Here is a 26,473-nt window from a genome sequence, read left to right as displayed (position 1 = left end):
GTCGCCATACGGCGAACCGCTGGCCCCGGCGCAGAGCACCGGAACGGTCGGTTGGCAGTTTGGACAGGCATAAAGAAGCCGGCTCTGCGGCCGGCTTTCTCCGGGGGTCACACGGTGTGCAGGTACCAGTTGTACTCGAGGTCGGAGATGGTGGTCTCGAACTCCTGCAGCTCGGCTTCCTTGCACGCGACGAAGATGTCGATGTACTTCGGATCGATGTACTTGTTCAGCACTTCGCTGTCGTCCAGCTCGCGCAGGGCATCGCGCAGGTTGTTCGGCAGGCTGGGTTCGAGCTGCTCGTAGGCGTTGCCTTCGATCGGCTCGCCCGGCTCGATCTGGTTGGTCAGGCCGTGGTGGATGCCGGCGAGGATCGACGACAGCATCAGGTACGGGTTGGCATCTGCTCCTGCCACGCGGTGTTCGATACGTACGGCGTCAGCGCTGCCGGTGGGTACACGAACGGCCACGGTGCGGTTGTCCAGTGCCCAGCTCGGCGCGTTGGGCACGTAGAACTGTGCGCCGAAGCGGCGGTAGGAGTTGACGTTGGGGCAGAGGAAGGCCATCGACGCGGACATGGTGTCGAGGATGCCGCCGACGGCATGGCGCAGCGAGGTGTTCTCCAGCGGATCTTCGGCGGCGAAGATGTTCTTGCCGGTCTTCTTGTCCAGCAGCGAGATGTGCACGTGCAGGCCGTTGCCCGCCTGGCCCGGATAGGGCTTGGCCATGAAGGTGGAGTCCATCTCATGGTCGTAGGCGATGTTCTTGATCAGGCGCTTGAGCAGCAGCGCATAGTCGCAGGCCTTGATGGCGTCTTCGACGTGGTGCAGGTTGACCTCGAACTGCGCCGGGGCGCTTTCCTTGACGATGGCATCGGCCGGGATGCCCTGTTCCTTGGCGGCTTCGAGCATGTCCTGCAGACAGTCGACGTACTCGTCGAGGTCGTCGATCAGATAGACCTGGGTGGAGTGCGGGCGCTTGCCGGAGATCGGCGAGCGCGGCGGCTGCGGGCGGCCGTTCACGTTCTCCTGGTCGATCAGGTAGAACTCCAGTTCGAAGGCTGCGCAGATACGCAGGCCCAGTTCGTCGAACTTCTGTACCACCTGGCGCAATACCTCGCGCGGGTCGGCGAAGAAAGGCGTGCCGTCCAGCTCGTGCATGGTCATCAGCAGCTGCGCGGTCGGGCGCTTCTGCCAGGGTTCGTTGCACAGGGTATTGGGGATGGGGAAGCAGATACGGTCGGCATCGCCGATGTCCAGGCCGAGGCCGGTGCTTTCGACGGTGGAGCCATTGATGTCAAGGGCGAAGAGCGAGGCGGGTAGGTTGATGCCTTTCTCGTACACCTTGTGCAGGGCGTTCCGATCGATGCGCTTGCCACGCACCACGCCATTCATATCTGCAATAAGAAGGTCGACGAACTGGACCTCAGGATGTTCCTTAAGGAACGCGTTCGCTTCGTTAAGCTGAACGGCACGCGGGGGTACCGACATGATGCAACACCTTTTTGTTAAATATATCAATCATGCGACTGCATGGGTGTGAGTCAATCCGAAACGCACTTTACTGTCAAGCTGGCCGCATGGTGCCCTGTAGTGGGGCATGACGGCCATTTTTGGGGCATTTCAGGGCCTTTCAGAATGGTCCAGGCACTGATGTTTCAGGGTGCTCAGCAGGGTGTGTTCGATTTTTTACAGACCTATTGTGTAAAAAAATGAACAAGGCTAAGCTCGGTTGAAACCCATAACAGCAATAATACGGGTGTCTCATGTTTTGCCTGCCGACCATCGGCGTCAGCGCTTGTGTCAGGACCAACGGTCATACCGCCTCTTCCCGCATCCGCGAGGCGAACCTGCACACCTTGCAGGCTCGCGTGGCCATGAGCCCTGCCGCTGCGAAGCAGCAACATCCTCGCTCTGCGGCTGCCGTGCCGCGCGTCCTGCCTTCTCGTTCATTGCATTCCCTGCACGATAGCGTGCGACGTCGTGCGTCGCTGTCCGGCGTGCTCCCTGGCCCGTGTCCTGCAATGTGCGGATCACGCCCTGGTTCCGCCGGGCTCGCGCGATGCCGCGAGATAGACAGCTCCATGAGCGTCGGCCGCGCCGAGCGATTTTATTGCGTTGGAGTGAAATGTCAGGTGCCGGAGGTGCCACACCCCGGGTAGCATCCACACGAATATCTCGCCTTCTTCCAGGCCTTTGGTGAGGCTTGCAGGGAGAGGGCGGGGCAACGCTGAACCCGCTATAACTCAATGCAGGTTCTACAACCCTGAGGTCTCTATGAGTACCAAGCTAGACCAGCTCACGAGCTGGCTGAAAGAACGCAAAATCACCGAAGTCGAATGCCTGATCAGCGACCTGACCGGCATTGCCCGCGGCAAGATCTCGCCGACCAACAAGTTCCTCGACGAGAAGGGCATGCGCCTCCCCGAGAGCGTGCTGCTGCAGACCGTGACCGGCGACTACGTCGAGGACGACATTTATTACGACCTCCTGGACGAGGCGGACATCGACATGTTCTGCCGCCCCGATGCCGATGCGGTATTCCTCGTGCCGTGGGCCATCGAGCCGACCGCGATGGTGATTCACGACACCTTCGACAAGCAGGGCAATCCCATCGAGCTGTCGCCGCGCAACATTCTCAAGCGCGTCCTGCAGCTGTACGCCGACAAGGGCTGGAAGCCCATCGTCGCGCCGGAGATGGAGTTCTACCTGACCAAGCGCAACAGCGACCCGGACTTCCCGCTGGTGGCTCCGGTAGGCCGCTCGGGCCGTCCCGAGACCGGCCGTCAGAGCTTCTCCATCGACGCCGCCAACGAGTTCGACCCGCTGTTCGAAGACATGTACGACTGGTGCGAACTGCAAGGCCTGGATCTGGATACCCTGATCCACGAAGAGGGCCCGGCGCAGATGGAAATCAACTTCCGCCACGGCGACGCCCTGCACCTGGCCGACCAGATCTTGGTGTTCAAGCGCACCATGCGCGAGGCCGCGCTCAAGCACGACGTGGCGGCCACCTTCATGGCCAAGCCGATCACCGATGAGCCGGGCAGCGCCATGCACATTCACCAGAGTGTGGTGGACATCAAGACCGGCAAGAACATCTTCTCCAATGCCGACGGCACCATGAGCGAGCTGTTCCTCAGCCATATCGGCGGTCTGCAGAAGTACATCCCCGAACTGCTGCCGTTGTTCGCGCCCAACGTCAACTCGTTCCGCCGCTTCCTGCCCGATACCTCGGCGCCTGTGAACGTGGAGTGGGGCGAGGAAAACCGCACCGTGGGCCTGCGCGTGCCCGAGGCTAGCCCGCAGAACCGCCGTGTGGAAAACCGCCTGGCCGGCGCTGACGCCAACCCGTACCTGGTGCTGGCGGCCAGCCTGCTGTGTGGCTACATGGGCATGGTCGGCGGCGTGCACCCCAGCGCGCCGGTCAAGGGCCGTGGTTACGAGCGCCGCAATCTGCGCCTGCCGGTGACCATCGAGAGCGCGCTGGAGCGCATGGAAGCCTGCAAGGACGCCGAGAAGTTCCTCGGCGAGAAGTTCATCCGTGGCTACGTCGCGGTCAAGCGTGCCGAGCACGAGAACTTCAAGCGCGTGATCAGCTCTTGGGAACGCGAGTTCCTGTTGCTGTCGGTGTAAAAGGCTGGCGGCCGCGCCTGGCGCGGCCGCTGCCAAGAATCTTTGCGTAGCGCCGAGGGTGCTGCGTGTTAGCAAGGTGTTGGTAATGAACAAGCAAGCGAGCAACCCCAGAACCGCCCAGTGGCAGGCCCTCAGTCAGGCCCATCACCTGGCACCGTTCAGTGATTACAGGCAGCTGGCCGAGAGCGGTCCGCGCATCATCACCGAGGCCAAGGGTGTGCATCTGTGGGACAGCGAGGGCCACAAGATCCTCGACGGCATGGCCGGCCTGTGGTGCGTGGCCGTGGGCTATGGCCGCGAGGAGCTGGTCGAGGCCGCTGCCCGGCAGATGCGTCAGCTGCCGTTCTACAACACCTTCTTCCAGACTGCCCATCCGCCGGTGCTGGAGCTGGCCCACGCCATCTCCCAGCTGGCGCCGGCCGGCATGAACCACGTGTTCTTCACCGGCTCGGGGTCCGAAGGCAACGACACCATGCTGCGCCTGGTGCGCCACTACTGGGCGTGCAAGGGCCAGCCGGCGAAGAAGATCATCATCGGCCGCGAGAACGGCTACCACGGCTCCACCGTGGCCGGCGCCAGCCTCGGCGGCATGAAGTTCATGCACGAGCAGGGCGACCTGCCGATTCCGGGCATCGCCCATATCCCGCAGCCGTACTGGTTCGGCGAGGGTGGCGAACAGTCGCCGGAAGAGTTCGGCATCTGGGCCGCCGACCAGTTGGAGAAGAAGATTCTCGAGCTGGGTGAAGAAAATGTTGCCGCGTTCATTGCCGAGCCGATTCAGGGCGCCGGTGGCGTGATCATCCCGCCGGAAACCTACTGGCCGCGGATCAAGGAAATCCTCGACAAATACGACATCCTGTTCGTTGCCGACGAGGTGATCTGCGGTTTCGGCCGTACCGGCGAGTGGTTCGGCAGCCAGTACTACGACCTCAAGCCTGATCTGATGACCATCGCCAAGGGGTTGACCTCGGGCTATGTGCCGATGGGAGGGCTGATCGTCAGCGACAAGGTGTTCGAGGTGATCGAGGCGCATGGCGACTTCAACCACGGCTTCACCTATTCCGGCCACCCGGTGGCCGCTGCGGTGGGCCTGGAGAACCTGCGCATTCTCAGGGAAGAAGGCATCGTCGAACGGGTGAAAACGGAAACGGCACCGTATTTGCAGAGTCGTCTGCGTGAGCTGGCGGATCACCCGCTGGTGGGTGAAGTGCGTGGTGTCGGCATGCTCGGTGCCATCGAACTGGTGCAGGACAAGGCCACGCGCACGCGCTTCCCGGGCGAGGTGGGTGTGGGCATGGTCTGCCGCGGCCACTGCTTCAACAACGGTCTGATCATGCGCGCGGTGGGCGACACCATGATCATCGCGCCGCCGCTGGTGATCAGCCAGGCGGAAGTGGATGAACTGGTAGAGAAAGCACGCAAGTGCCTGGATCTGACCCTGCGTGACCTGACGGTCTGAGACGCCGCTGTCACGGAAAGTTGTCAGCGGTGCCATGACCTTGCCAGACTGCGCCAGAGTACGCGAGCCGGCCTGATTCGAACCGCCTGCGCGACCTCTGGAATATCGACACAACAACAGGAGCTGTACGCATGAAAACATTCGGCAAGACCCTTCTCGCGTTGTCCCTGGCTGCGGCCGTGGCAGGCGCTGCTCAGGCTGACGACAAGGTGCTGCACGTCTATAACTGGTCCGACTACATCGCACCTGACACCCTGGCCAATTTCGAGAAGGAAACCGGCATCAAGGTCGTCTACGACGTCTTTGACAGCAACGAAGTGCTGGAAGCCAAGTTGCTGGCCGGCAGCTCCGGTTACGACGTAGTGGTTCCGTCCAACCCCTTCCTCGCCAAGCAGATCAAGGCCGGCGTATTCCAGAAGCTGGACAAGTCCAAGCTGCCCAACTGGAAGAACCTCGACACCGACCTGCTCAAGGCGCTGGAGCCGAGCGATCCGGGCAACGAGTACTCGATCCCCTACATGTGGGGCACCATTGGCCTCGGCTACAACGTCGACAAGGTCACGGCGGTGCTCGGTGAAGGTGCGCCGGTCGATTCCTGGGACCTGGTGTTCAAGCCGGAAAACATGGAAAAACTGAAGTCCTGCGGCGTGTCCTTCCTTGATTCGCCAACCGAAATCCTGCCGGCCGCTCTGCATTACCTGGGCTACGCCCCGGACAGCAGCAACACCGAGGAGCTGAAGAAGGCTGAAGAGCTGATGCTCAGCGTTCGTCCGTCGATTTCCTACTTCCACAGCTCCAAGTACATCTCCGATCTTGCCAACGGCAACATCTGCGTCGCAGTCGGCTACTCGGGCGATATCTACCAGGGCAAGTCCCGCGCCGAGGAAGCCGGCAACGGCGTACAAGTCGGCTACAACATTCCGAAGGAAGGCGCTGGCAGCTTCTTCGACATGCTGGCCATCCCGGCGGACGCCAAGAACGTCGAGGCCGCGCATGTCTTCCTGGACTACCTGATGCGTCCGGAAGTGATCGCCGAGATCGGCAACTTCACCCAGTTCCCCACCGGCAACGCGGCGGCCGTTCCACTGGCTGACGAAGCCCTGCGCAACGACCCGGGCGTCTACCCGACGCCGGAAGTGCTGAAGAAGATCTACACCTTCCCGGACCTGCCGGCAGGTGTGCAGCGCAACATGACCCGCAGCTGGACCAAGATCAAGTCCGGTCGCTGATCGACGTTGCAGTATGGCCTGGCGGGCGTGCCCGCCAGGTTTCTCAGGAACTCTTTACAGGGCCACGATGGCCATTGATGTGCGCGTATTCAGGCCGAGAGCCTTGAGGTGTACCGGTGCGGCCTGATCTGGCGGTCGCTGATTCCCAACGCGTTTTCCTATAAAGTGCCGCGCCTTTTTGAGCGGCGCACCAAAGCGAGGATGAAACTGTGCGAGTAACCCTGCCCAAGACACTGATCGCCCTGGCAGCCGCTACCCTGAGTGGAGCCGCCCTGGCCCAGCAGACGGTGCACATCTACAACTGGAGCGATTACATCGGCGAAGAGACGCTCGCCAAGTTCGAGGCGAAAACCGGCATCAAGCCGATCTACGACGTCTTCGACTCCAACGAAACCCTCGAAGGCAAACTGCTCGCAGGCCGCAGCGGCTACGACGTGGTAGTGCCCTCCAACCATTTCCTCGGCAAGCAGATCCGTGCCGGTGCCTTCCAGGCACTGGACCGCTCCAAGCTGCCGAACTGGGACAATCTGGATCCGGCGCTGCTCAAGCAGCTGGAAACCAACGACCCTGGCAACCAGTACGCCGTACCTTACCTGTGGGGTACCAACGGCATCGGCTACAACGTCGAGAAGATCAAGGCCGTGCTCGGTGTCGACGAGATCGACTCCTGGGCGGTGCTGTTCGAGCCGGAGAACATCCAGAAGCTCAGCAAGTGTGGCGTCGCCTTCCTCGATTCCGGCGATGAGATGATCCCGGCCGTGCTCAACTACCTCGGCCTGGACCCCAACAGCACCAACCCCGACGACTACGCCAAGGCCGAGGCCAAGCTGCTGGAGGTGCGCCCCTACGTCACCTATTTCCACAGCTCCAAGTACATCGGCGATCTGGCCAACGGCAACATCTGTGTGGCGGCCGGTTTCTCCGGCGACATCCTGCAGGCCGCCGACCGCGCCGAAGAGGCCGGCAAGGGCATCGAAATCGCCTACAGCATTCCCAAGGAAGGCGCCAACCTCTGGTTCGACATGATGGCGATCCCCGCCGACTCGGCGAAGACCGAGCAGGCGCATGCCTTCATCAACTTCCTCCTCGACCCCGAGGTGATCGCAGAAGTCAGCGACTACGTCGGTTATGCCAACCCCAATACCAAGGCGGACGAGTTCATGGACGAGGAAGTGCGCAACGATCCGTCCGTTTACCCGCCGCAAGAGGTGCTGGATAAGCTGTATATCTCCGCCGAGCTGCCGGTTCGCGTGCAGCGCCTGATGACTCGTACCTGGACCAAGGTCAAGTCGGGTCAGTAATCGTTCCTGCCCGGCCGCAGGGGTCGGGCGCAATCTTTTCCGGGAGTTTTCCTAAATGGCTGTTGCCTCCAGCGCCTACAAAAAAGCCCTCGAGGGGGATCAGACACCGAAAGAGGTGCTGGTCAAGATCGATCGGGTTACCAAGAAGTTCGACGAGACCGTGGCAGTCGATGACGTCTCGCTGACCATCAACAAGGGCGAGATCTTCGCCCTGCTCGGCGGCTCAGGTTCCGGTAAGTCCACACTGTTGCGCATGCTCGCCGGCTTCGAGAAGCCCACCGAGGGGCGCATCATCCTCGACGGTGTCGACATCACCGACATGCCGCCGTACAAGCGCCCGATCAACATGATGTTCCAGTCCTACGCGCTGTTCCCGCACATGAGTGTGGCCGACAACATCGCCTTCGGTCTGAAGCAGGACGGCTTGCCCAAGGCCGAGATCGACGAGCGCGTGGCCGAGATGCTCAAGCTGGTGCACATGACCCAGTACGCCAAGCGCAAACCGCATCAGCTCTCCGGCGGTCAGCGTCAGCGCGTGGCCCTGGCCCGTTCGCTGGCCAAGCGTCCCAAGCTGCTGCTGCTCGACGAGCCGATGGGCGCACTGGACAAGAAACTGCGTTCGCAGATGCAGCTGGAGCTGGTGGAGATCATCGAGCGCGTCGGCGTGACCTGCGTGATGGTGACCCATGACCAGGAAGAGGCCATGACCATGGCCCAGCGCATCGCCATCATGCACCTGGGCTGGATCGCCCAGACCGGCAGCCCGGTGGACATCTACGAGACGCCGACCAGCCGCCTGGTGTGCGAATTCATCGGCAGCGTCAACCTGTTCGACGGCCAGATCGTCAGCGACGAGGCCGACCACGCGATCATCGAATGCCCGCATCTGGACAAGCCGATCTACATCGGCCACGGCGTCAGTACCCGCGCCGAGAACAAGTCCGTCAGCTACGCGCTGCGTCCGGAGAAGCTGCTGATGGCCACCGCGCTGCCGGAAGATCACGAGCACCCGGACTACAACTGGAGCCGTGGCCACGTGCATGACATCGCCTACCTCGGCGGCCACTCGGTGTACCACGTCAAGCTCACCTCGGGGCAGATCGTGCAGTGCTTCATCGCCAACGCCGAGCGCCGCGGCAAGCGTCCGACCTGGGACGATCCGGTGGTGGTGTACTGGGAAGATGACAGCGGCGTGGTACTGCAATCATGAAGCCGAGCAAACTGATGCGCTATCTGCCCGGAGGGCGGCATGTCGTAATCGGCATACCCTTCCTCTGGCTGTTCCTGTTCTTCCTGCTGCCGTTCGTCATCGTGCTGAAGATCAGCTTCGCCGAGGCCGACGTGGCGATCCCGCCGTACACCGAAATCTACCAGTGGGTGGACAACAAGCTGACCCTGTTGCTGAACTTCGGCAACTACATCTTCCTCTCCGAGGATGCTCTGTACCTGTCGGCCTACCTTGGCTCGTTGAAGGTGGCGTTCTTCAGCACCCTGCTGTGCCTGGTGATCGGCTATCCGATGGCCTACGCCATCGCCCGGGCCCCGAAGTCGCATCAGACCGTGCTGCTGCTGCTGATCATGATGCCGACCTGGACCGCGATCCTGATCCGTGTCTATGCCTGGATGGGTATCCTCGGCAACAACGGCCTGCTCAACAGCGTGCTGATGGGGCTCGGCCTGATCGATTCGCCGCTGCAGATTCTCAACACCAACACCGCGGTCTACATCGGCGTGGTCTATTCGTACCTGCCGTTCATGATCCTGCCGCTGTACGCCAACCTGGTGAAGCACGACCTCAGCCTGCTGGAGGCCGCGTCCGATCTGGGGTCGAGCAACTTCAACAACTTCTGGAAGATCACCGTGCCGCTGTCGAAGAACGGCATCATCGCCGGTTCGATGCTGGTGTTCATCCCGGTGGTCGGTGAGTTCGTCATCCCCGAGCTGCTCGGCGGTCCGGAGACCCTGATGATCGGCAAGGTGCTGTGGCAGGAATTCTTCAACAACCGCGACTGGCCGGTGGCTTCCGCCCTGGCTGTGGTGATGCTGGCGATCCTGATCGTGCCCATCATCCTGTTCAACCGTAACCAGGCGAAAGAACTGGAGGGCAGACCATGACGACTGTCTTTTCGATCGTGCCCTCATCGTTCCTGTTCAACCGTAACCAAGCCAAAGAGCTGGAGGGCCGCCCATGAAGCGTTTCAGTTTCTCCAGCATCATGCTCTGGGTCGGTCTGATCTTCATCTACCTGCCCATGGTCATCCTGGTAATCTACTCGTTCAACGCCTCGCGGCTGGTAACGGTGTGGGGTGGCTGGTCGGTGAAGTGGTACGTCGGCCTGCTGGACAACACCCAGCTGATGAATTCGGTGATGCGCTCGCTGGAGATCGCCTGCTACACCGCCATCGCGGCGGTGGCGCTGGGCACCCTGGCGGCCTTCGTGCTGACCCGCATCACCCAGTTCAAGGGACGCACGCTGTTCGGTGGCCTGGTCACCGCGCCGCTGGTGATGCCGGAAGTGATCACCGGTCTGTCGCTGCTGCTGCTGTTCGTGCTGATGGCGCAGCTGATCGGCTGGCCGATGCAGCGCGGCATGACCACCATCTGGATCGCCCACACCACCTTCTGCTCGGCCTACGTGGCGGTGGTGGTGTCGTCGCGCCTGCGTGAGCTGGACATGTCCATCGAAGAGGCGGCCATGGACCTGGGTGCGCGGCCGTGGAAGGTGTTCTTCCTGATCACCGTGCCGATGATCGCGCCATCGCTGGCGGCCGGCGCCATGATGTCCTTCGCCCTGTCGCTGGACGACCTGGTGCTGGCCAGCTTCGTGTCCGGTCCCGGTTCCACCACCCTGCCGATGGAAATCTTCTCCGCCGTGCGTCTGGGGGTTAAGCCGGAGATCAACGCAGTGGCCAGCCTGATCCTGCTGGCGGTGTCGTTCGCCACCTTCCTGGCCTGGTTCTTCGCCCATCGTGCCGAGGAAAAGCGCAAGAAGGCCATGCAGCAGGCCATGGACGAGACCACCAATCCGTCCTGGCAGCAGGTCATCGACAGCCGTCGCAGCGCCAGCAGCAACTAAGGCTTCTGGTTGAAAGCAAAAACGGGCCCCTCGGGGCCCGTTTTTTCATGGTGTCACTGATCGGGGCGATACCGCGATCTGCAGGAGCGGCTTCAGCCGCGAAGGTTGTGAGGCCCAGCCGTTATTTCACCAGCACCTTCCAGGCCTTGAGGCTGCTCACGATCTGCGTCTGAGTCGCGCGCAGCTGGCGCTTTTCTTCGTCCAGTGGCTGCTGGGCCAGGCCGTACAGCTTGTTCAGCTCGCCATACAGGCGGTCGACCTCGGGGACTTCCAGCGTGCCGCGAGCCAGGCGCAGCCAGACCAGCAGGCGCTCCAGGCGCGGCATCTGCTCGGCCAGGTCTTCCGGTTGCTGCTGGTAGCGGCGCAGTTGCAGGGCGGCACCTTCCTCGCCCAGCAGGGTCGGCAGCCAGTTGCCCAGCGCTGCGTTGCCCTGGCGGTTGCCACGGTTGTTGCGCTCTGCAGTCCAGCTGCGTTGTAGCAGCCAGTGCGACAGTTTCAGCGACAGCAGACCCCAGCGGCAGCCATCCAGTTCGGCGGCGAACAAGGCGGGCGCGTTGTGGCGCATGCTGTCGTCGTTCTGGCCAGCCGCCAGGCGCGGGCGCCAATCGTCGAGCAGGGCGTCGAGTGCTTCGCGCAGCTCTCGCGAGCTGGCACGTGGCGCGGCCTGGCCGAGGCTGGCGAGCAGGGCGCGCAGGTCGATCAGTTGTTCCAGCCACTGCTGCAACAGGCTCCAGTGGCCATTCCAGCGATACTGCTCGGCCAGGCGCTGACTGGCGCCCAGCAGATGCCAGGCGAGGGCGGCGAAGGCATCGTCCAGGCTCATTTCGGCGTTCAGTTCGGGAGCCGGCAGACTGAGGCTGTAGCTGCCGGCATCGAACAGACGATAGCCACGCTCGGCCTTGCTGATGTCGCAGGGCATCAGCGGCAGTTCGGCGGCCAGCTCGCAGGCCAGCTCCAGCAGTGCGGCGGGTTCGCCCTGGCGCAGTTCCAGTTCAAGCTCGCAGATCTCTTCCTCGCCTTCGCCGGCGATCACCTTGCCCAGATCCAGAGCTGCCTCGATAACCACTTTGGCCTTGCCTCGGCCCCAGGCGATCTCGGCCTTTTCACGGACGAAATCGGTGCTGAACAGCGGCTGCAGGCTCGATTTGTCCAGCTCGGCCAGGCTGGCCGGCCAGCAGCTGTCGTCGAGTTTCTTCAGGTCGAGCTTGGCCTTGCTCAGGTACCAGTCCCATTCGTTGCGCTCGGACAGGCCGGCAACGCTCTGGCCCCGGCTTTTCAGGGTCTGGATGAACTGCTCACCGTCGCGCCGGATGCGCAGGGCGACCTTGGCGCCGGCCAGTTCACGATCCGGCGTGTCGTAGTACTGGTTGAACAGCTCCGCGCGCTGCCAGCCGCTCTTGTTGCGTTTCTTCAGCAGCGGATGCTCGCGCAAGGCAGCCAGCGTGGCACGGCTGGCGCGCAGTTTGATTTCGGTTTCTTTGTTCATCGCGATGACGGCTCGCAGCAGCGGTAGAGGACGGAGTTCGGCGGGGCGGTGCTCCGGGCGCACAAGGTTAGAGCAAAGGTCGTGCGCTGTCAGGCCGTAGCGCCGAATGTACAGAAATGTGACGAACTGATGACATACGCTGGTAGGCGTTAGGGACGCCCCGTATACTTGCCGACTCTTTTCAGCCAGGGGCAACCCTATGCCTACCAATCCCTTCGTCAGTCTGTTCGGCCGCTCTCCTATCGGCCCGATGCAACAGCACATTGCCAAGGCACACGAATGCGCGGCCAATCTGGTGCCGTTCTTCGAGGCGGTTATGGCCGAAGACTGGGTGCGTGTCGAGCAGGTTCAGCAAGAAATGGTGCGCCTGGAGCGCGAGGCCGACAAGCTCAAGAAGAACGTGCGTATGCACCTGCCCAAGAGCCTGTTCCTGCCGGTGCCACGCTCCGATCTGCTGGAGCTGCTCAGCGTGCAGGACAAGGTGGCCAACCGTGCCAAGGACATCGCCGGGCTTATGCTTGGCCGGCAGATGACCATCCCCGCCGCGCTGCAGCCGCTGATGCTGGCTTATGTACAGCGTTGCGTGGACGCCAGTGCCCAGGCGCTGAAAGCCATGAATGAACTGGATGAGTTGCTGGAAACCGGTTTCGGTGGCCGTGAGGCCACCCTCGTGCAACGCATGGTCGAAGAGCTCGAGGATATCGAGCACGACACTGATCGTCAGCAGATCGAGGTGCGTCGCACCCTGTTCAAGCTGGAAAAGGAATTACCCGCCGTTGATGTGATGTTCCTCTACCGGATCATCGATTGGGTTGGCGACGTCGCCGACCGTGCCGAGCGTGTCGGCAACCGACTGGAACAACTGCTGGCGCGCTAGTCGCCAGCTGCCATTCAGGAATCCACAGGTAATTTTCTATGACTCTTGTCGCGGAATACGGCTTCGTACTCCTCGTGCTCGCCTGCTGCTTTGGTTTTTTCATGGCGTGGGGCGTGGGGGCAAACGATGTATCCAACGCCATGGGCACCTCGGTCGGCTCCAAGGCGCTGACCATCAAGCAGGCGATCCTGGTCGCCATGGTATTCGAGTTCTGCGGGGCCTATCTGGCTGGTGGACAGGTCACCGAAACCATCAAGAACGGTATCGTCGACAGTGCCGCCATTCCGCCTGACCTGTTCGTGCTGGGCATGATGTCGGCGCTGTTGTCCGCCGGCACCTGGCTGCTGGTGGCCTCGCTGCGTGGTTGGCCGGTATCCACCACGCACTCCATCGTTGGTGCGTTGATCGGTTTCGCTTCCGTTGGTGTCTCGGTGGATGCGGTCAACTGGGGTGGTCTGGTGCCGATCGTTTCCAGCTGGGTAGTGACGCCTTTCCTCTCTGGACTTATCGCCTTCGGTCTGTTCAAGAGCGTGCAATGGCTGATCATGGACACTGAAGATCCGTTCCGCAATGCCAAGCGCTGGGTGCCGGTGTACATGTTCCTGACCGGCTTCATGCTGGCGCTTATGACCTTCACCAAGGGTCTCAAGCACGTTGGTCTGCATTTCACCACTTCGGGCTCCGTGCTGCTGGCGTGCCTGGTCGGCCTGGTTGTTGCCGCTATCGGTATCCTCCTGCTCACGCGTATCAAGGTCGATGCCGAAGCCAACAAGAGCTTTCACTTTGCCAGCGTCGAGAAGGTTTTCGCGGTTCTGATGATCTTCACCGCGTGCGCCATGGCCTTCGCCCACGGTGCCAGCGATGTGTCCAACGCCGTCGGCCCGCTGGCCGCGGTGGTGGGTGTGATCGAGGCTGGTGGCGACATGGCCATCGGTGGCAAATCCGCGGTTCCCGGCTGGGTGCTGCTGCTCGGCGCCTGCGGTATCGTCATCGGCCTGGCTACCTATGGCTGGAAGGTCATCGCCACCATCGGCAAGGGCATCACCGAGCTGACCCCGAGCCGCGGTTTCGCCGCCGAACTTGCCACTGCCGGTACCGTGGTCGCGGCGTCCGGCATCGGCCTGCCGGTTTCCACTACCCACACTCTGGTGGGGGCGGTACTGGGTATCGGCCTGGCGCGTGGTATCGGCGCGCTGAACCTGTCGGTAGTGGGCAAGATCTTCACCTCCTGGGTGGTCACCCTGCCGGTCGGCGCGGTCCTGGCGATCATCTACTTCGAGATCATGATGCTGGTCTTCCTCTGATCGCATCGCGTGCCAGCGAAGCCCGGCCTGTGCCGGGCTTCTTCGTTTCCGGGCTGGCCTGGCCGGGCGCTCTTGTTGTTATGATGGCCTGCCGCACCGAGAGAGCCGAGCCATGCCATTACCGTCACTTCGCGAGCAATTCTCGGCACTGATCGCCGCGCCCTCGGTCAGCTGTACCCAGCCCTCTCTGGATATGTCCAACCGCGCAGTGATCGATCTGCTCGCCACCTGGCTGGGCGAGCTGGGCTTTACCTGCGAGATCCAGCAGGTCACACCGGGCAAATTCAACCTGCTGGCCAGTCGCGGAACCGGGCCGGGTGGGCTGGTGCTGGCCGGGCACAGCGACACCGTGCCGTTCGATGAGTCCTTGTGGCGTAGCGACCCGCTCAAGCTGACCGAAGTGGGCGACCGCTGGGTGGGCCTGGGCAGCTGCGACATGAAGGGCTTCTTCGCCCTGGTCATCGAGGCTGTGCGGCCGCTGCTCGATCAGCCTTTCCAGCAACCGCTGCTGATCCTCGCCACCTGCGACGAGGAAAGCTCGATGGCGGGCGCACGTGCCTTGGCTGACGCCGGCCGGCCGCTCGGGCGGGCGGCGGTGATCGGTGAGCCGACCGGCCTGAAACCGATTCGCCTGCACAAGGGCGTGATGATGGAGCGCATCGATATCCTCGGGCGCAGCGGCCATTCCTCCGACCCCGCGCTCGGTCACAGTGCGCTCGAAGCCATGCAGGATGTGATGGGTGAGCTGCGCGGCCTGCGCGCACAGTGGCAGCGTGAGTTCAACAACCCGCAGTTCGGCGTGCCGCAGCCGACGCTGAACCTCGGCTGCATCCATGGTGGCGACAATCCCAACCGCATCTGCGGCCAGTGTGCGCTGGAGTTCGACCTGCGCCCGCTGCCGGGCATGGACCCGGAGCAGCTGCGCGAGGCCATTCGTGGCAAGTTGCAGCCGCTGGCGCTCAAGCATCAGGTGCGCATCGACTATGGCCCGCTGTTCCCTGAAGTGCCGCCATTCGAGCAGCACGCCGATGCCGAGCTGGTGCGCTTGGCCGAGCGTCTTACCGGACACAGCGCGCAGGCAGTGGCATTCGGCACCGAGGCGCCTTATCTTCAGCGCCTTGGCTGCGAGACGCTGGTGCTCGGCCCTGGCGATATCGACTGCGCGCACCAGCCAGGGGAACACCTGGAACTGGCCCGTATCGAACCAACCGTGGCGCTGCTGCGCCAACTGATCCAACACTACTGCCTGACCCGGAGCGAAGACGTGCTGCGACGATGAGACCGACCTGCCGACCGAACATGACGGCCCTGCCGTCCTACGTCTCTACGTTAATGGATTGCTCATGCACGACTACGTCAACTGGCTACGCCACGCTTCGCCCTACATCAACGCCCACCGTGACTGCACCTTCGTGGTCATGCTGCCGGGCGAGGGTGTTGCCCACCCGAACTTCGCCAATATCGTCCACGATCTGGTGCTCCTGCACAGCCTTGGCGTGCGCCTGGTGCTGGTGCACGGTTCGCGCCCCCAGATCGAGGCGCGTCTCGCTGCCCGCGGTCTGACGCCGCACTATCATCGCGACCTGCGCATCACCGATGCGCAGACCCTGGAGTGCGTGATCGATGCCGTTGGCCAGCTGCGCATCGCCATCGAGGCGCGCCTGTCGATGGACATGGCCGCCTCGCCGATGCAGGGCTCGCGTCTGCGACTGACCAGTGGCAACTTCGTCACCGCACGGCCGATCGGCGTGCTCGATGGCATCGACTATCACCACACCGGCGAAGTGCGGCGCATCGACCGCAAGGGCATCAACCGTCAGCTCGACGAACGCAGCATCGTGCTGTTGTCGCCGCTGGGCTATTCGCCCACCGGGGAAATCTTCAACCTGGCCTGCGAGGACGTCGCTACCCGCGCCGCCATCGACCTGGGTGCCGACAAGCTGCTGCTGTTCGGTGCCGAGGACGGCCTGCTCGATGAGAGCGGCAATCTGGTGCGCGAGCTGCGTCCGCAGCAGGTGCCGGCGCATCTGGCGCGCCTGGGTAGCAACTATCAGGGCGAGTTGCTCGATGCTGCCGCCGAGGCCTGCCGTGGCGGCGTCAAGCGCAGCCATATCGTCAGCTACGCCACCGATGGGGCATTGCTCAGCGAGCTGTTCACCCGTACCGGCAACGGCACACTGGTGGCGCAGGAGCAGTTCGAGTCGCTGCGCGAGGCGACCATCGAGGATGTCGGCGGGCTGATCGAGCTGATCAGACCGCTGGAAGAGCAGGGCATTCTGGTGCGTCGCTCACGGGAAGTGCTGGAGCGCGAGATCGAGCAGTTCAGCATCGTCGAGCGCGAAGGGCTGATCATCGCCTGTGCGGCGCTGTATCCCATCGCCGATTCCGACTGCGGCGAGCTGGCCTGTCTGGCGGTCAACCCCGACTACCGCCATGGCGGTCGTGGCGACGAGCTGCTGGCGCGCATCGAGGCCAGGGCGCGGGCGCAGGGGATCAAGACCCTGTTCGTGCTCACCACCCGTACCGCGCACTGGTTCCGCGAGCGCGGCTTCCAGCCGAGCTCCGTCGAGCGCATGCCCACTGCGCGCGCGTCGCTGTACAACTACCAGCGTAATTCCAAGGTGTTCGAAAAGGCTTTGTAGGCGGGGCGAGAGCATGCCGGAGCCGTAGGAGCGGATTTATCCGCGAGCTTCGCGGCTGAAGCCCCTCCTGCGGTGCGTTCAGGGGTTCAGGCGCTCTGCTGCTGCAGGCGCATCTGCTCGAAACCGTCGTCCCAGCCGGCCTCCCAGGCTGCTGCAGGGATTTCGTCAGGATAGGGCTGGCGGGTTCTGGGCTGGCCGGTGAGCCCGACCATATAGCCTTGCTGATAGGCCTTGGTCAGGCTCTCCAGGCTCCATTGCGGCGTGGCGTCTTCGGCCATGGGGCGCTGCTCGTCTGTCGTCAGTCACCCGGCAATGCTAGCTTGCCCGGCGGCCCGGGGAGTGGCCGCCTATCCCGGGTTTTGCTCCGCTGGTTGGCTTTGTGAGCGAGTCGACGGTTTGTGGCGGGCCATCCCTGGGCGCTACGGCTATACCGCCAGCGCCAGGATGCTTGCCTGGTAGGCCGCGACGAAGGCGTCGAAATCGCCTCTGGGCTGCGCTTCCAGCTCCGCCTGCTCGGCCAGCGAGACATGCGCGGCCTTCTCGAAGACCTGCTGCTTTTGCGCACTGAGCGGTTGCGCGCGGAAGTACTCGGCGTGGCGCAGGCTCTGTTGCAGGGCGAAGTCGGTGAAGCTCTGGCCCTGACGCAGAATCGCCAGTATCTGTGCCGAGGGGGTCATCTCCGCGTCGGCGACCTTGGCCTGCTGTTGCGCCAGTGCCTCGACATGCACGCCACGGCCCTGGCTGCGATCGAGCAGTTCGGCCAGCGGCAGGATGCGTTCGAGCAGCTCGCTGGCCCAGACCTTGAGTTCCACCTGCTGCTTGCCCTTCTGCAGATGCAGACCGGGGCGGCGGCCTTCCTTGACCACCTTGAGGAAGTTGCTGGTGCAGCTGCTGCACTCGCCGTTTTCCAGCAGCGGGCTGTCTTCCAGCGCGCAGTACAGCAGGAACGCATCGATGAAGCGCGCCTGCGCCTCGTCGATGCCCAGCGGCAGGAAGGGGTTGATGTCCAGGCAGCGTACTTCCACGTACTGCACGCCACGGCTCATCAGCGCCTGGATCGGTCTCTCGCCGCTGCGGGTCACGCGTTTCGGGCGGATGCTCGAGTAGTACTCGTTCTCGATCTGCAGGATGTTGGTATTGAGCTGCAGCCATTCGTCGCCGCGCTTGGTGCCCATCTCGACATAGGCCGGGTAGGGTGTGCCGACAGCCAGACGCAGGCTGTCGGTATAGCTGGCCAGGTCGTTGTAGCAGGGCGTCAGGCCCGATTGCGCGCCGCTCTGGTAGCCCAGGTCGCTCATGCGCAGGCTGGTGGCATAGGGCAGATACAGGGTGCTGTCGTCCAGCTCCTGCAAATGGTGCGGGCGGCCACGCATGAAGCCCTTGTCCAGCGCCGGCGAGGCGCCGAACAGGTACATCAGCAGCCAGCTGTAGCGGCGGAAATTGCGGATCAGCGAGATATAGCGTGTCGACTGGTAGTCGCGCGGGCTCTGCGTATTGCCTTCGCTCCTTTGCTGCAACTGCCACAGCCCTTCGGGCAGGGAGAAGTTGTAGTGGATGCCGGCGATGCACTGCATGGTCTTGCCGTAACGCAGTGCCAGGCCCTTGCGGTACACGTACTTGAGGCGACCGATGTTGGAGCTGCCGTAGCGGGCGATGGGGATGGTCTCTTCGTCCGGCAGCGCGCAGGGCATCGACGGGCTCCATAGCAGTTCGCCATCGAGCTTGTCGTAGGTGAAGCGGTGGATGTCTTCCAGTTCCGCAAGGGTGGCGGCGGGATCGGTGGCCGTGCCGGTGATGAACTCCAGCAGCGACTCGGAATAGTCGGTGGTGATCTGCGCATGGGTCAGTGCCGAGCCCAGTGCCTGCGGATGCGGGGTCAGGGCCAGCTGACCCTCGCGATCGACGCGCAGGCATTCGCGCTCGATGCCGTGCAGGCATTCACCCAGCAGGGGCAGGTTGGCCGGCTCGCCGAGCTGGGCCAGGCGGCGGGAGAGAAGATCGCTCAAGATGCAGTTCCTAACTGGGCAGTCGCCACAATATGGGGATCGCCCCCGCACTCTGCAAGGGGCGATGTCATGGCCACATTAGACGACTTCGCGCCCGGCCGATTACACGCAGGCGAAGGTGCCTTGCGCCTTGGCGACCAGCTTGTCGCCCTGCAGTACTTCGGCTTCCACCACCTGGGTACGGCGCCCTGCATGCAGCACCTTGGCGTGGCACAGCACGCTGCCCTCGGAAACCGGGCGGATGTAGTTGATCTTGCATTCGAGGGTGACGGTGCTTGCCTCGCCATTGCTCAGGCTGTGGCTGGCCTGGCCCATGGCGGTGTCGATCAGCGAGAACAGCGCACCGCCGTGCAGCTTGCCGTGCAGGTTGCGCAGTTCGTCGGTAAGGGTCAGGCGCACGCGCGCCTCGCCGCCGCCGACCTGGAGAAACTCCAGGCCGAGCAGGCGGGAAAAGGCGCTGGCGGTGCCTACGTTATCTGTCGTGCTCATTTCTTCAACTGCTTGGCGTTGGCGAACAGGGCGGCCATGCCGCCGGTGGCTGGTGCTGGTTTGTCATGGCTGGAATGGCGCTCGCTGCGAGGCGTGTTGCCACCACGGTTGCCACCGCGTGACTGGCCGCCACGCGCACCCTCGACCTTCTCGCCGGGGGTGTCGCCCATGCGCATGGACAGGGCGATGCGGTTACGCGGAATGTCCACTTCCATCACCTTGACTTTGACCACGTCGCCGGCCTTGACTGCCTCGTGCGGGTCCTTGATGAATTTTTCCGACAGCGCGCTGATGTGCACCAGACCGTCCTGGTGCACGCCGATGTCGACGAAGGCGCCGAAGTTGGTGACGTTGGTCACCACACCTTCGAGGACCATGCCCAGCTTGAGGTCGGCGAGGGTCTCCACGCCTTCCTGGAACTCGGCGGTCTTGAACTCCGGGCGCGGGTCGCGACCGGGCTTGTCCAGTTCCTTGAGGATGTCGCCGACGGTGAGCAGGCCGAAGCGCTCGTCGGTGAATTTGGCCGGATCGAGGCGCTTGAGGAACGCCGAGTCGCCGATCAGCGAGCGGATGTCGCGGCCGGTGTCCTGGGCGATGCGTTCGACCAGCGGGTAGGTTTCCGGGTGCACGGCGGAGGCGTCCAGCGGGTTGTCGCCGTTCATTACACGGAGGAAGCCGGCGGCCTGCTCGAAGGTCTTCTCGCCCAGGCGCGGCACCTTCTTCAGCTCGGCGCGGCTGCGGAAGGCGCCATTGGCATCGCGGTACTGCACGATGTTCTGCGCCAGGGTCGCGTTGAGACCAGAAATACGCGCCAGCAGGGCGGCGGAGGCGGTGTTGACGTCCACGCCGACGGCGTTCACGCAGTCCTCGACCACGGCGTCCAGGCTGCGCGCCAGCTTGAGCTGCGACACGTCGTGCTGGTACTGGCCGACGCCGATGGATTTCGGGTCGATCTTCACCAGTTCGGCCAGCGGGTCCTGCAGGCGGCGGGCGATGCTTACTGCGCCGCGCAGCGATACGTCGAGATCGGGGAATTCGCGGGCGGCCAGTTCCGAGGCCGAGTACACCGAGGCGCCGGCCTCGGAGACCATCACCTTGGTCAGCTTGAGATCCGGCACCTTCTTGATCAGCTCGGCGGCCAGCTTGTCGGTTTCGCGGCTGGCGGTGCCGTTGCCGATGGAAATCAGGTCGACGCCATGCTTGGCGCACAGCCTGGCGAGGATCGCCAGGGTGCCGTCCCAGTCGTTGCGCGGGGCGTGCGGGTAGACGGTGGTGGTCTCCAGCACCTTGCCGGTGGCATCGACCACGGCCACCTTGCAGCCGGTGCGCAGGCCCGGGTCGAGCGCCAGGGTGGCGCGCGGGCCGGCCGGGGCGGCCAGCAGCAGGTCGTGCAGGTTGCGGGCGAACACGGAAATCGCCTCGTCCTCGGCCTTCTCGCGCAACTCGCCGAGCAGGTCGGTTTCCAGGTGGTTGTACAGCTTGACCTTCCAGGTCCAGCGCACCACCTCGGCCAGCCACTTGTCGGCGGCGCGGCCCTGGTTCGCGAGGCCGAAGCGCTCGCCGATCATCAGCTCGCACGGGTGCAGGGTGCCCGGCAGCTCTTCGCCGACCTTCAGGCTGGCGCTGAGAATGCCTTCGTTACGCCCGCGGAAGATCGCCAGTGCGCGGTGCGACGGCACGCCCTTGAGCAGCTCGTCGTGCTCGAAGTAGTCGCTGAACTTGGCCCCTTCGTTTTCCTTGCCCGGCACCACACGGGCGCTGAGGGTGGCGTTGTCCTTGAGGAAGCTGCGCAGCTTGTCGAGCAGCGCGGCGTCTTCGGCGAAGCGTTCCATAAGAATGTACTTGGCGCCTTCGAGCACGGCTTTCACATCGGCGAAGCCTTTCTCGGCGTCGATGAAACGCTCGGCTTCCTGCTCGGGTGTCAGGCTCGGGTCGTTGAACAGTGCGTCGGCCAGTTCGCCGAGACCGGCTTCCAGAGCGATCTGGCCCTTGGTGCGGCGCTTCTGCTTGTACGGCAGGTACAGGTCTTCGAGGCGGGTCTTGGTGTCGGCCAGGTCGATCTCGCGCTTGAGTTCCGGGGTCAGCTTGCCCTGTTCCTCGATGCTGGCGAGGATCGCCACGCGGCGCTCGTCCAGTTCGCGCAGGTAACGCAGGCGCTCTTCCAGATGGCGCAGCTGGGTATCGTCGAGGCTACCGGTCACTTCCTTACGGTAACGGGCGATGAAAGGCACGGTAGAGCCTTCGTCGAGCAGGGCCACGGCGGCGGCGACCTGTTGCGGGCGCACGCCCAGCTCGTTGGCGATGCGATTGTTGATGCTGTCCATATGAAAACTACCCACTGAAGCGACAGGGCGGCCGCAAAGATGCCGGCCAGATACGAAAGCGGCGCATTATAAACACCGCACCCGCCCGCGCTGGGAACCGTTCGGGGAAAAATCTGCTAACAATGGCTGAAGCGCCTGCCCATGCGCCTGAGCGATAATGCCGCCACTTGCCGTCCTTAGTACGGCTGTCCAAGGAGACGCCATGACCCAGTCCGCTGCCCTTGCCGCCGAAGGCGAGAAGATCCTCATCGTCGACGACGACGCCCGTCTGCGCCGCCTGCTCGAGCGCTTCTTCGACGAGCAGGGCTACCGGGTGCGTGCGGTGGAGAACGTCGAGCAGATGGACCGTCTGCTGGCTCGCGAACTGTTCAACCTGGTGGTGCTCGACCTGATGCTGCCCGGTGAGGACGGCCTGTCCGCCTGCCGCCGCCTGCGCGAGGCGAACAATCAGATTCCGATCATCATGCTCACCGCCAAGGGTGATGAGTCCAGCCGCATCCAGGGTCTGGAGCTGGGTGCCGACGACTACCTGGCCAAACCGTTCAATCCGCGCGAACTGCTGGCGCGCATCAAGGCCGTGCTGCGTCGTCAGGCTCCGGTGGTGCCGGGCGCGCCGGGTACCGAGGACGAAAGCGTCAGCTTCGGCGACTATGAACTGTCCCTGGCCACGCGCGAGCTGAAGAAAGGCGAGGAAGTGCACATGCTCACCACCGGTGAGTTCGCCGTACTCAAGGCTCTGGTGCAGCATGCACGCGAGCCGCTGACCCGCGACAAGCTGATGAACCTGGCCCGCGGTCGCGAATGGGATGCGCTGGAGCGCTCCATCGATGTGCAGATCAGCCGCCTGCGCCGCCTGATCGAGCCGGATCCGTCAAAACCGCGCTATATCCAGACCGTCTGGGGCGTGGGCTATGTGTTCGTGCCGGACGGCAGCAAGTGATCTTCCTGGGCGGATGAGCTGATTCATCCGCCCTGTTCTTCCGGCGGGGCGTTTTCTGATGCCCCCACCTCACTCCCGCCCGAGTATCGATGAAAGCTCCCTACTGGTTCCCGCAAAGCTTCTTCGCCCGCACCCTCTGGCTGGTGCTCGTCGTCGTGCTGTTTTCCAAGGCACTGACGCTGGTGTACCTGATGATGAACGAGGACGTGCTGGTCGACCGCCAGTACAGTCACGGTGCGGCGTTGACGCTGCGAGCCTACTGGGCGGCCAGTCCCGATGACCGCGACCATATCGCCCAGGCGGCGGGGCTCAAGCGCATCCCGCGCGACAAGGTGCCGGCCAGCGAGCAGCACTGGCCCTACAGCGAAATCTTCCAGCGGCAGATGCAGACCGAACTCGGCCCGGATACCGAAACCCGCGTGCGCGCAACCACGCCGCCGGCGCTCTGGGTACATGCGCCGAGCCTCGGCGATGGCTGGGTGCGGGTGCCGATGTACCCGCATCCGCTGCGCGGCCAGCGGATCTGGAGCGTGCTGGGCTGGTTCCTCGGTATCGGTCTGCTGTCCACTGCGGCTGCCTGGATCTTCGTGCGTCAGCTCAATGCGCCGCTCAAGCGTCTGGTCTTCGCCGCTCGTCAGCTCGGTCAGGGGCGCAGCGTGCGCCTGCCGGTGAGCGATACGCCGAGCGAGATGACCGAGGTGTACCGCGCCTTCAATCAGATGGCCGAGGATGTCGAACAGGCCGGGCGCGAGCGTGAGCTGATGCTGGCCGGCGTCTCCCACGACCTGCGCACGCCGCTGACGCGCCTGCGCCTGGCGCTGGAATTCATGGACAACGACTCGGAACTGGCCGAGGACATGGTGCGCGATATCGAGGACATGGACGCCATCCTCGATCAGTTCCTCGCCTTCATTCGTGACGGTCGCGACGAGCCGGTGGAAGAGGCCGACTTCCCCGAGCTGGTGCGCGAGACCCTGGCGCCGTACAACCAGGGCGACGAGCGCGTACGTCTGTGCCTGGAGAACATTCCGCCCTTCCCGTTGCGCCGGGTGTCGATCAAGCGCCTGCTCACCAACCTGGTGGAGAACGCGCTGAACCATGGCGGTGGCAATGCGGTGGAGGTGGTCGCCAGCCTGGCCGGTGATCAGGGCGCGCCCTATGTGGTGCTGAGTGTGCTGGACCGTGGCAACGGCATCGATCCGGCCGAGATCGACAGCATCTTCAACCCCTTCATTCGCGGTGACCGGGCCCGTGGCGGGCGTGGCACCGGCCTCGGTCTGGCCATCGTCAAGCGCATCGCGGCGATGCATGGCGGTAGCGTCGAACTGCGCAACCGCAGCGGTGGTGGGTTGGAGGCGCGGGTGCGCCTGCCGCTCGGTCTGCTCCTGCCGCGCGATGCGGTGTAGCCGGGCATCGAAGCTGCGGGCGCCCAGGCGACTAGCGCCTTTTACCAGCTCAGGCTGTTGGCGCTGATTCGTGCCCGCTTGCCGTAGGGCCAGGGGAAATTGCTGTCGCCATGGCCGCTGGGCAGGTCGCCATACAGCGGCACGCCCAGCGGTGCCAGGTATTCACCGATGATCTGCTCCAGGCTGTGGTGCACACCGCGCCGCGGACAGTCGGTGAAACTGCCCAGGCATACCGCACGCGGGCGTTGCCCGGCGAAGCTCTGCAGCAGTTGCCAGAAGCTGCGCTCCAGACGGTAGTAGGGCTCGCCGACGTCTTCCAGAATCAGGATCGAGTCTTCGCCCAGGCGCATCCCGGCAGCCGTGCCGCAGACGCTGGCCAGGGCCGTGAGATTGCCGCCCTGCAGGGTGCCGCCGATGGCAAGTTGCGGGCCGCTGATATGGCGCAGCGGCAGGTGTCGATGCTGCCCCTTGAGCAGGTCCCACAACGCCTGCATCGAGGCCAGCCGCTCGCGCTGGCCAGCGGGCGCCGACAGCACCTGATGGCCGAGCGCCGTCGCCACCGGGCCATGAATGGCCGGTAAACCATGTTGGCTGAAGGCCTCCAGCAACACCGACAGATCGGAGAAGCCGATCAGCGGGCGCGGGCTGGCCTGCTGCAGCAGCGCCCAGTCGATGTCCGCTACCAGCTGCGCGCAGCCGTAGCCGCCGCGCAGGCACCAGACGGCGGCGATATCGGGCAGGGCGAAGGCCTGGTGCAGGTCCTCCAGGCGTTGTTCCGGGGTGCCGGCCAGGTAGCGATGACGGGCGCGCACGTGCCGGCCCAGGTGGTAGGGCACGCCCAGCACCTCGAGTTGCGCCAGGGTCGCTTCCAGCACGTCTTCGGCGATGGCCGCAGCGGGGGCGATCAGCGCCACGCGGCCATCGAACGCCTGGCTCATCCGCGGCCCTTGGTGCGGGTCTGGCCGGGTTCGGCGTTCTTCTCCAGATACTGGATGATCATCCCGGCGACGTCCTTGGTGGTGGTGGTCTCGATGCCTTCCAGGCCTGGCGAGGAGTTCACTTCCATGACCAGCGGCCCGTGGTTGGAGCGCAGGATATCCACGCCGGCGACATTCAGGCCCATGACCCTGGCCGCACGCACAGCGGTCATGCGTTCTTCCGGCGTGATCTTGATCAGGCTGGCGCTGCCGCCACGGTGCAGGTTGGAGCGGAATTCGCCGGCCTTGGCCTGGCGTTTCATCGCCGCGATCACCTTGTCGCCGACCACGAAACAGCGAATGTCGGCGCCGCCGGCTTCCTTGATGTATTCCTGCACCATGATGTCCTGCTTGAGGCCGAGGAAGGCCTCGATCACCGACTCGGCCGCCTTGGTCGTTTCGGCCAGCACCACGCCCATGCCCTGAGTGCCTTCCAGCACCTTGATCACCAGCGGCGCGCCGCCGACCATCTGAATCAGGTCGGGAATGTCGTCCGGGGAGTGGGCGAAACCGGTCACCGGCAGGCCGATGCCCTTGCGAGACAGCAGTTGCAGGGCGCGCAGCTTGTCGCGCGAGCGGCTGATGGCCACCGATTCGTTGAGCGGGTAGACGCCCATCATCTCGAACTGGCGCAACACCGCGCAGCCATAGAAGGTCACTGATGCGCCGATGCGCGGAATCACCGCGTCGAAACCTTCCAGGGCCTGGCCGCGGTAGTGGATCTGCGGCTTGTGGCTGGCGATGTTCATGTAGGCGCGCAGGGTGTCGATCACCACCATTTCATGGCCCCGCTGCTGACCGGCCTCCACCAGACGACGGGTGGAATACAGACGCGGGTTGCGCGACAGCACGGCGATCTTCATTGGGCACCTGAGAGGGACGAGGAAAGTGAGGGTTTGTCCTGCACATAGCTGAGAGCAGGATTGACCACCAGTTGGCCGGTGATCAGCGCCTTGGAACCGAGTAGCACGCGATAACGCATGGTCTTGCGACAGGCCAGGGTGAATTCCACCGGCCACAGCAGATTGCCCAGCGCCAGTTCGGTACGGATCACGTAGCGGCTCTGCGCCTGGCCATTGGAGCTCTTGATGCGTTTGACCGACACCAGCGGCGCCTCGCAGCGATGGCGGCGCTGCACCTGGGTGCCGAGGTAGGCAGTGAAGCGCACCCAGTCCTCGCCATCACGCTGGAACGGCTGGATATCGCTGGCGTGCAGGCTCGAGGTGCTGGCGCCGGTGTCGATCTTGGCGCGCAGGCCGATGATGCCGAGCTCGGGCAGATTGATCCACTCGCGCAGGCCGATCACGCTGAGCTGGTCGAAAGTC

At 63.8% G+C, this 26,473-nt stretch carries 22 protein-coding genes; 13 read left to right on the top strand and 9 right to left on the bottom strand.

The window, feature by feature from the left end:
- Positions 1–107: 107 nt before the first annotated feature.
- Positions 108–1,487 carry a glutamine synthetase family protein gene (locus OEG79_RS19405; RefSeq protein ID WP_264146570.1) on the bottom strand — a complete coding sequence of 460 codons (1,380 nt, stop codon included), beginning with the start codon at positions 1,485–1,487 and terminating at the stop codon, positions 108–110.
- Between the two features lie 786 nt (positions 1,488–2,273).
- Between OEG79_RS19405 and OEG79_RS19400 the strand changes: the two genes are divergently transcribed.
- The 7 genes from OEG79_RS19400 (at position 2,274) to OEG79_RS19370 (ending at position 10,697) form a co-directional block, all read left to right on the top strand.
- On the top strand, positions 2,274–3,632 hold the full coding sequence (locus tag OEG79_RS19400; protein WP_264146569.1) for a glutamine synthetase family protein: 1,359 nt from the start codon (positions 2,274–2,276) through the stop codon (positions 3,630–3,632).
- A gap of 85 nt (positions 3,633–3,717) precedes the next feature.
- A complete protein-coding gene (locus OEG79_RS19395; RefSeq protein WP_264146568.1) occupies positions 3,718–5,091 on the top strand; it encodes an aspartate aminotransferase family protein in 1,374 nt (457 codons plus the stop codon).
- Between the two features lie 131 nt (positions 5,092–5,222).
- On the top strand, positions 5,223–6,320 hold the full coding sequence (locus OEG79_RS19390) for a polyamine ABC transporter substrate-binding protein (protein WP_264146567.1): 1,098 nt from the start codon (positions 5,223–5,225) through the stop codon (positions 6,318–6,320).
- A 209-nt stretch (positions 6,321–6,529) separates the two neighbouring features.
- Complete coding sequence (locus tag OEG79_RS19385) at positions 6,530–7,621, top strand: polyamine ABC transporter substrate-binding protein (protein WP_264146566.1); 1,092 nt, start codon at positions 6,530–6,532, stop codon at positions 7,619–7,621.
- A 55-nt stretch (positions 7,622–7,676) separates the two neighbouring features.
- A complete protein-coding gene (gene potA / locus OEG79_RS19380; RefSeq protein WP_264146565.1) occupies positions 7,677–8,831 on the top strand; it encodes a polyamine ABC transporter ATP-binding protein in 1,155 nt (384 codons plus the stop codon).
- A 23-nt stretch (positions 8,832–8,854) separates the two neighbouring features.
- Complete coding sequence (locus tag OEG79_RS19375) at positions 8,855–9,736, top strand: ABC transporter permease subunit (protein WP_264148752.1); 882 nt, start codon at positions 8,855–8,857, stop codon at positions 9,734–9,736.
- 73 nt (positions 9,737–9,809) lie between these two features.
- Entirely contained in the window at positions 9,810–10,697 is an 888-nt protein-coding gene (locus OEG79_RS19370) for an ABC transporter permease subunit (RefSeq protein WP_264146564.1), read from the top strand.
- 121 nt (positions 10,698–10,818) lie between these two features.
- On the opposite strand, the gene OEG79_RS19365 is transcribed toward OEG79_RS19370, so the two are convergent.
- Positions 10,819–12,183, bottom strand: a complete 1,365-nt coding sequence (locus OEG79_RS19365; RefSeq protein WP_264146563.1) for an inorganic triphosphatase — start codon at positions 12,181–12,183, stop codon at positions 10,819–10,821.
- A gap of 199 nt (positions 12,184–12,382) precedes the next feature.
- Between OEG79_RS19365 and OEG79_RS19360 the strand changes: the two genes are divergently transcribed.
- The 4 genes from OEG79_RS19360 (at position 12,383) to argA (ending at position 17,006) form a co-directional block, all read left to right on the top strand.
- Positions 12,383–13,060, top strand: coding sequence for a TIGR00153 family protein (locus OEG79_RS19360; RefSeq protein WP_264146562.1), 678 nt, complete (start codon positions 12,383–12,385; stop codon positions 13,058–13,060).
- Positions 13,061–13,098: 38 nt separating this feature from the next.
- Entirely contained in the window at positions 13,099–14,364 is a 1,266-nt protein-coding gene (locus OEG79_RS19355; RefSeq protein WP_264146561.1) for an inorganic phosphate transporter, read from the top strand.
- A 112-nt stretch (positions 14,365–14,476) separates the two neighbouring features.
- A complete protein-coding gene (argE, locus tag OEG79_RS19350) occupies positions 14,477–15,643 on the top strand; it encodes an acetylornithine deacetylase (RefSeq protein ID WP_264146560.1) in 1,167 nt (388 codons plus the stop codon).
- Between the two features lie 64 nt (positions 15,644–15,707).
- Positions 15,708–17,006, top strand: coding sequence for an amino-acid N-acetyltransferase (gene argA, locus OEG79_RS19345; RefSeq protein WP_264146559.1), 1,299 nt, complete (start codon positions 15,708–15,710; stop codon positions 17,004–17,006).
- Between the two features lie 86 nt (positions 17,007–17,092).
- On the opposite strand, the gene rmf is transcribed toward argA, so the two are convergent.
- The 4 genes from rmf to OEG79_RS19325 all read right to left on the bottom strand — a co-directional run bounded on the left by rmf (position 17,093) and on the right by OEG79_RS19325 (position 21,825).
- Positions 17,093–17,284 (bottom strand): ribosome modulation factor, encoded by a 192-nt coding sequence (gene rmf / locus OEG79_RS19340; RefSeq protein ID WP_264146558.1) that lies wholly within the window; start codon positions 17,282–17,284, stop codon positions 17,093–17,095.
- 147 nt (positions 17,285–17,431) lie between these two features.
- The gene (gshA, locus tag OEG79_RS19335; RefSeq protein ID WP_264146557.1) at positions 17,432–19,012 is read right to left on the bottom strand and encodes a glutamate--cysteine ligase; all 1,581 of its coding nucleotides are present in this window, start codon (positions 19,010–19,012) and stop codon (positions 17,432–17,434) included.
- Between the two features lie 102 nt (positions 19,013–19,114).
- Positions 19,115–19,501, bottom strand: a complete 387-nt coding sequence (locus OEG79_RS19330; RefSeq protein ID WP_264146556.1) for a PaaI family thioesterase — start codon at positions 19,499–19,501, stop codon at positions 19,115–19,117.
- Positions 19,498–21,825 (bottom strand): Tex family protein, encoded by a 2,328-nt coding sequence (locus OEG79_RS19325; protein ID WP_264146555.1) that lies wholly within the window; start codon positions 21,823–21,825, stop codon positions 19,498–19,500. The genes OEG79_RS19330 and OEG79_RS19325 overlap by 4 nt, the downstream gene beginning before the upstream one ends.
- Before the next feature lie 202 nt (positions 21,826–22,027).
- On the opposite strand from OEG79_RS19325, the gene ompR reads away from it, so the two are divergent.
- Both ompR and OEG79_RS19315 read left to right on the top strand, forming a co-directional pair.
- Positions 22,028–22,765 carry a two-component system response regulator OmpR gene (ompR, locus tag OEG79_RS19320; protein ID WP_264146554.1) on the top strand — a complete coding sequence of 246 codons (738 nt, stop codon included), beginning with the start codon at positions 22,028–22,030 and terminating at the stop codon, positions 22,763–22,765.
- 89 nt (positions 22,766–22,854) lie between these two features.
- Positions 22,855–24,171 (top strand): ATP-binding protein, encoded by a 1,317-nt coding sequence (locus tag OEG79_RS19315; protein WP_264146553.1) that lies wholly within the window; start codon positions 22,855–22,857, stop codon positions 24,169–24,171.
- 41 nt (positions 24,172–24,212) lie between these two features.
- Here OEG79_RS19315 and OEG79_RS19310 read toward each other — a convergent pair whose 3' ends face one another.
- The 3 genes from OEG79_RS19310 to OEG79_RS19300 are packed head-to-tail and all read right to left on the bottom strand — an operon-like array spanning position 24,213 to position 26,445.
- The gene (locus OEG79_RS19310) at positions 24,213–25,109 is read right to left on the bottom strand and encodes a S66 peptidase family protein (protein WP_264146552.1); all 897 of its coding nucleotides are present in this window, start codon (positions 25,107–25,109) and stop codon (positions 24,213–24,215) included.
- Positions 25,106–26,011 carry a 30S ribosomal protein S6--L-glutamate ligase gene (gene rimK / locus OEG79_RS19305; RefSeq protein ID WP_264146551.1) on the bottom strand — a complete coding sequence of 302 codons (906 nt, stop codon included), beginning with the start codon at positions 26,009–26,011 and terminating at the stop codon, positions 25,106–25,108. The genes OEG79_RS19310 and rimK overlap by 4 nt, the downstream gene beginning before the upstream one ends.
- The gene (locus tag OEG79_RS19300) at positions 26,008–26,445 is read right to left on the bottom strand and encodes an ATP-dependent zinc protease (RefSeq protein ID WP_264148751.1); all 438 of its coding nucleotides are present in this window, start codon (positions 26,443–26,445) and stop codon (positions 26,008–26,010) included. The genes rimK and OEG79_RS19300 overlap by 4 nt, the downstream gene beginning before the upstream one ends.
- Between the last annotated feature and the right edge of the window lie 28 nt (positions 26,446–26,473).

This window comes from Pseudomonas sp. Z8(2022), assembly GCF_025837155.1.
GTDB lineage: Bacteria > Pseudomonadota > Gammaproteobacteria > Pseudomonadales > Pseudomonadaceae > Aquipseudomonas.
This window is presented reverse-complemented; position numbering and strand designations above follow the sequence as displayed.

Coding starts and splice junctions, on each gene's coding strand:
- potA (WP_264146565.1), top strand. CDS start 7,677: ATGGCTGTTGCCTCCAGCGCCTACAAAAAAGCCCTCGAGGGGGATCAG.
- OEG79_RS19325 (WP_264146555.1), bottom strand. CDS start 21,825: ATGGACAGCATCAACAATCGCATCGCCAACGAGCTGGGCGTGCGCCCG.
- OEG79_RS19395 (WP_264146568.1), top strand. CDS start 3,718: ATGAACAAGCAAGCGAGCAACCCCAGAACCGCCCAGTGGCAGGCCCTC.
- ompR (WP_264146554.1), top strand. CDS start 22,028: ATGACCCAGTCCGCTGCCCTTGCCGCCGAAGGCGAGAAGATCCTCATC.
- OEG79_RS19355 (WP_264146561.1), top strand. CDS start 13,099: ATGACTCTTGTCGCGGAATACGGCTTCGTACTCCTCGTGCTCGCCTGC.
- OEG79_RS19370 (WP_264146564.1), top strand. CDS start 9,810: ATGAAGCGTTTCAGTTTCTCCAGCATCATGCTCTGGGTCGGTCTGATC.
- OEG79_RS19400 (WP_264146569.1), top strand. CDS start 2,274: ATGAGTACCAAGCTAGACCAGCTCACGAGCTGGCTGAAAGAACGCAAA.
- OEG79_RS19390 (WP_264146567.1), top strand. CDS start 5,223: ATGAAAACATTCGGCAAGACCCTTCTCGCGTTGTCCCTGGCTGCGGCC.
- OEG79_RS19365 (WP_264146563.1), bottom strand. CDS start 12,183: ATGAACAAAGAAACCGAAATCAAACTGCGCGCCAGCCGTGCCACGCTG.
- OEG79_RS19310 (WP_264146552.1), bottom strand. CDS start 25,109: ATGAGCCAGGCGTTCGATGGCCGCGTGGCGCTGATCGCCCCCGCTGCG.
- rimK (WP_264146551.1), bottom strand. CDS start 26,011: ATGAAGATCGCCGTGCTGTCGCGCAACCCGCGTCTGTATTCCACCCGT.
- OEG79_RS19315 (WP_264146553.1), top strand. CDS start 22,855: ATGAAAGCTCCCTACTGGTTCCCGCAAAGCTTCTTCGCCCGCACCCTC.
- OEG79_RS19405 (WP_264146570.1), bottom strand. CDS start 1,487: ATGTCGGTACCCCCGCGTGCCGTTCAGCTTAACGAAGCGAACGCGTTC.
- OEG79_RS19360 (WP_264146562.1), top strand. CDS start 12,383: ATGCCTACCAATCCCTTCGTCAGTCTGTTCGGCCGCTCTCCTATCGGC.
- rmf (WP_264146558.1), bottom strand. CDS start 17,284: ATGGCCGAAGACGCCACGCCGCAATGGAGCCTGGAGAGCCTGACCAAG.
- argA (WP_264146559.1), top strand. CDS start 15,708: ATGCACGACTACGTCAACTGGCTACGCCACGCTTCGCCCTACATCAAC.
- OEG79_RS19330 (WP_264146556.1), bottom strand. CDS start 19,501: ATGAGCACGACAGATAACGTAGGCACCGCCAGCGCCTTTTCCCGCCTG.
- argE (WP_264146560.1), top strand. CDS start 14,477: ATGCCATTACCGTCACTTCGCGAGCAATTCTCGGCACTGATCGCCGCG.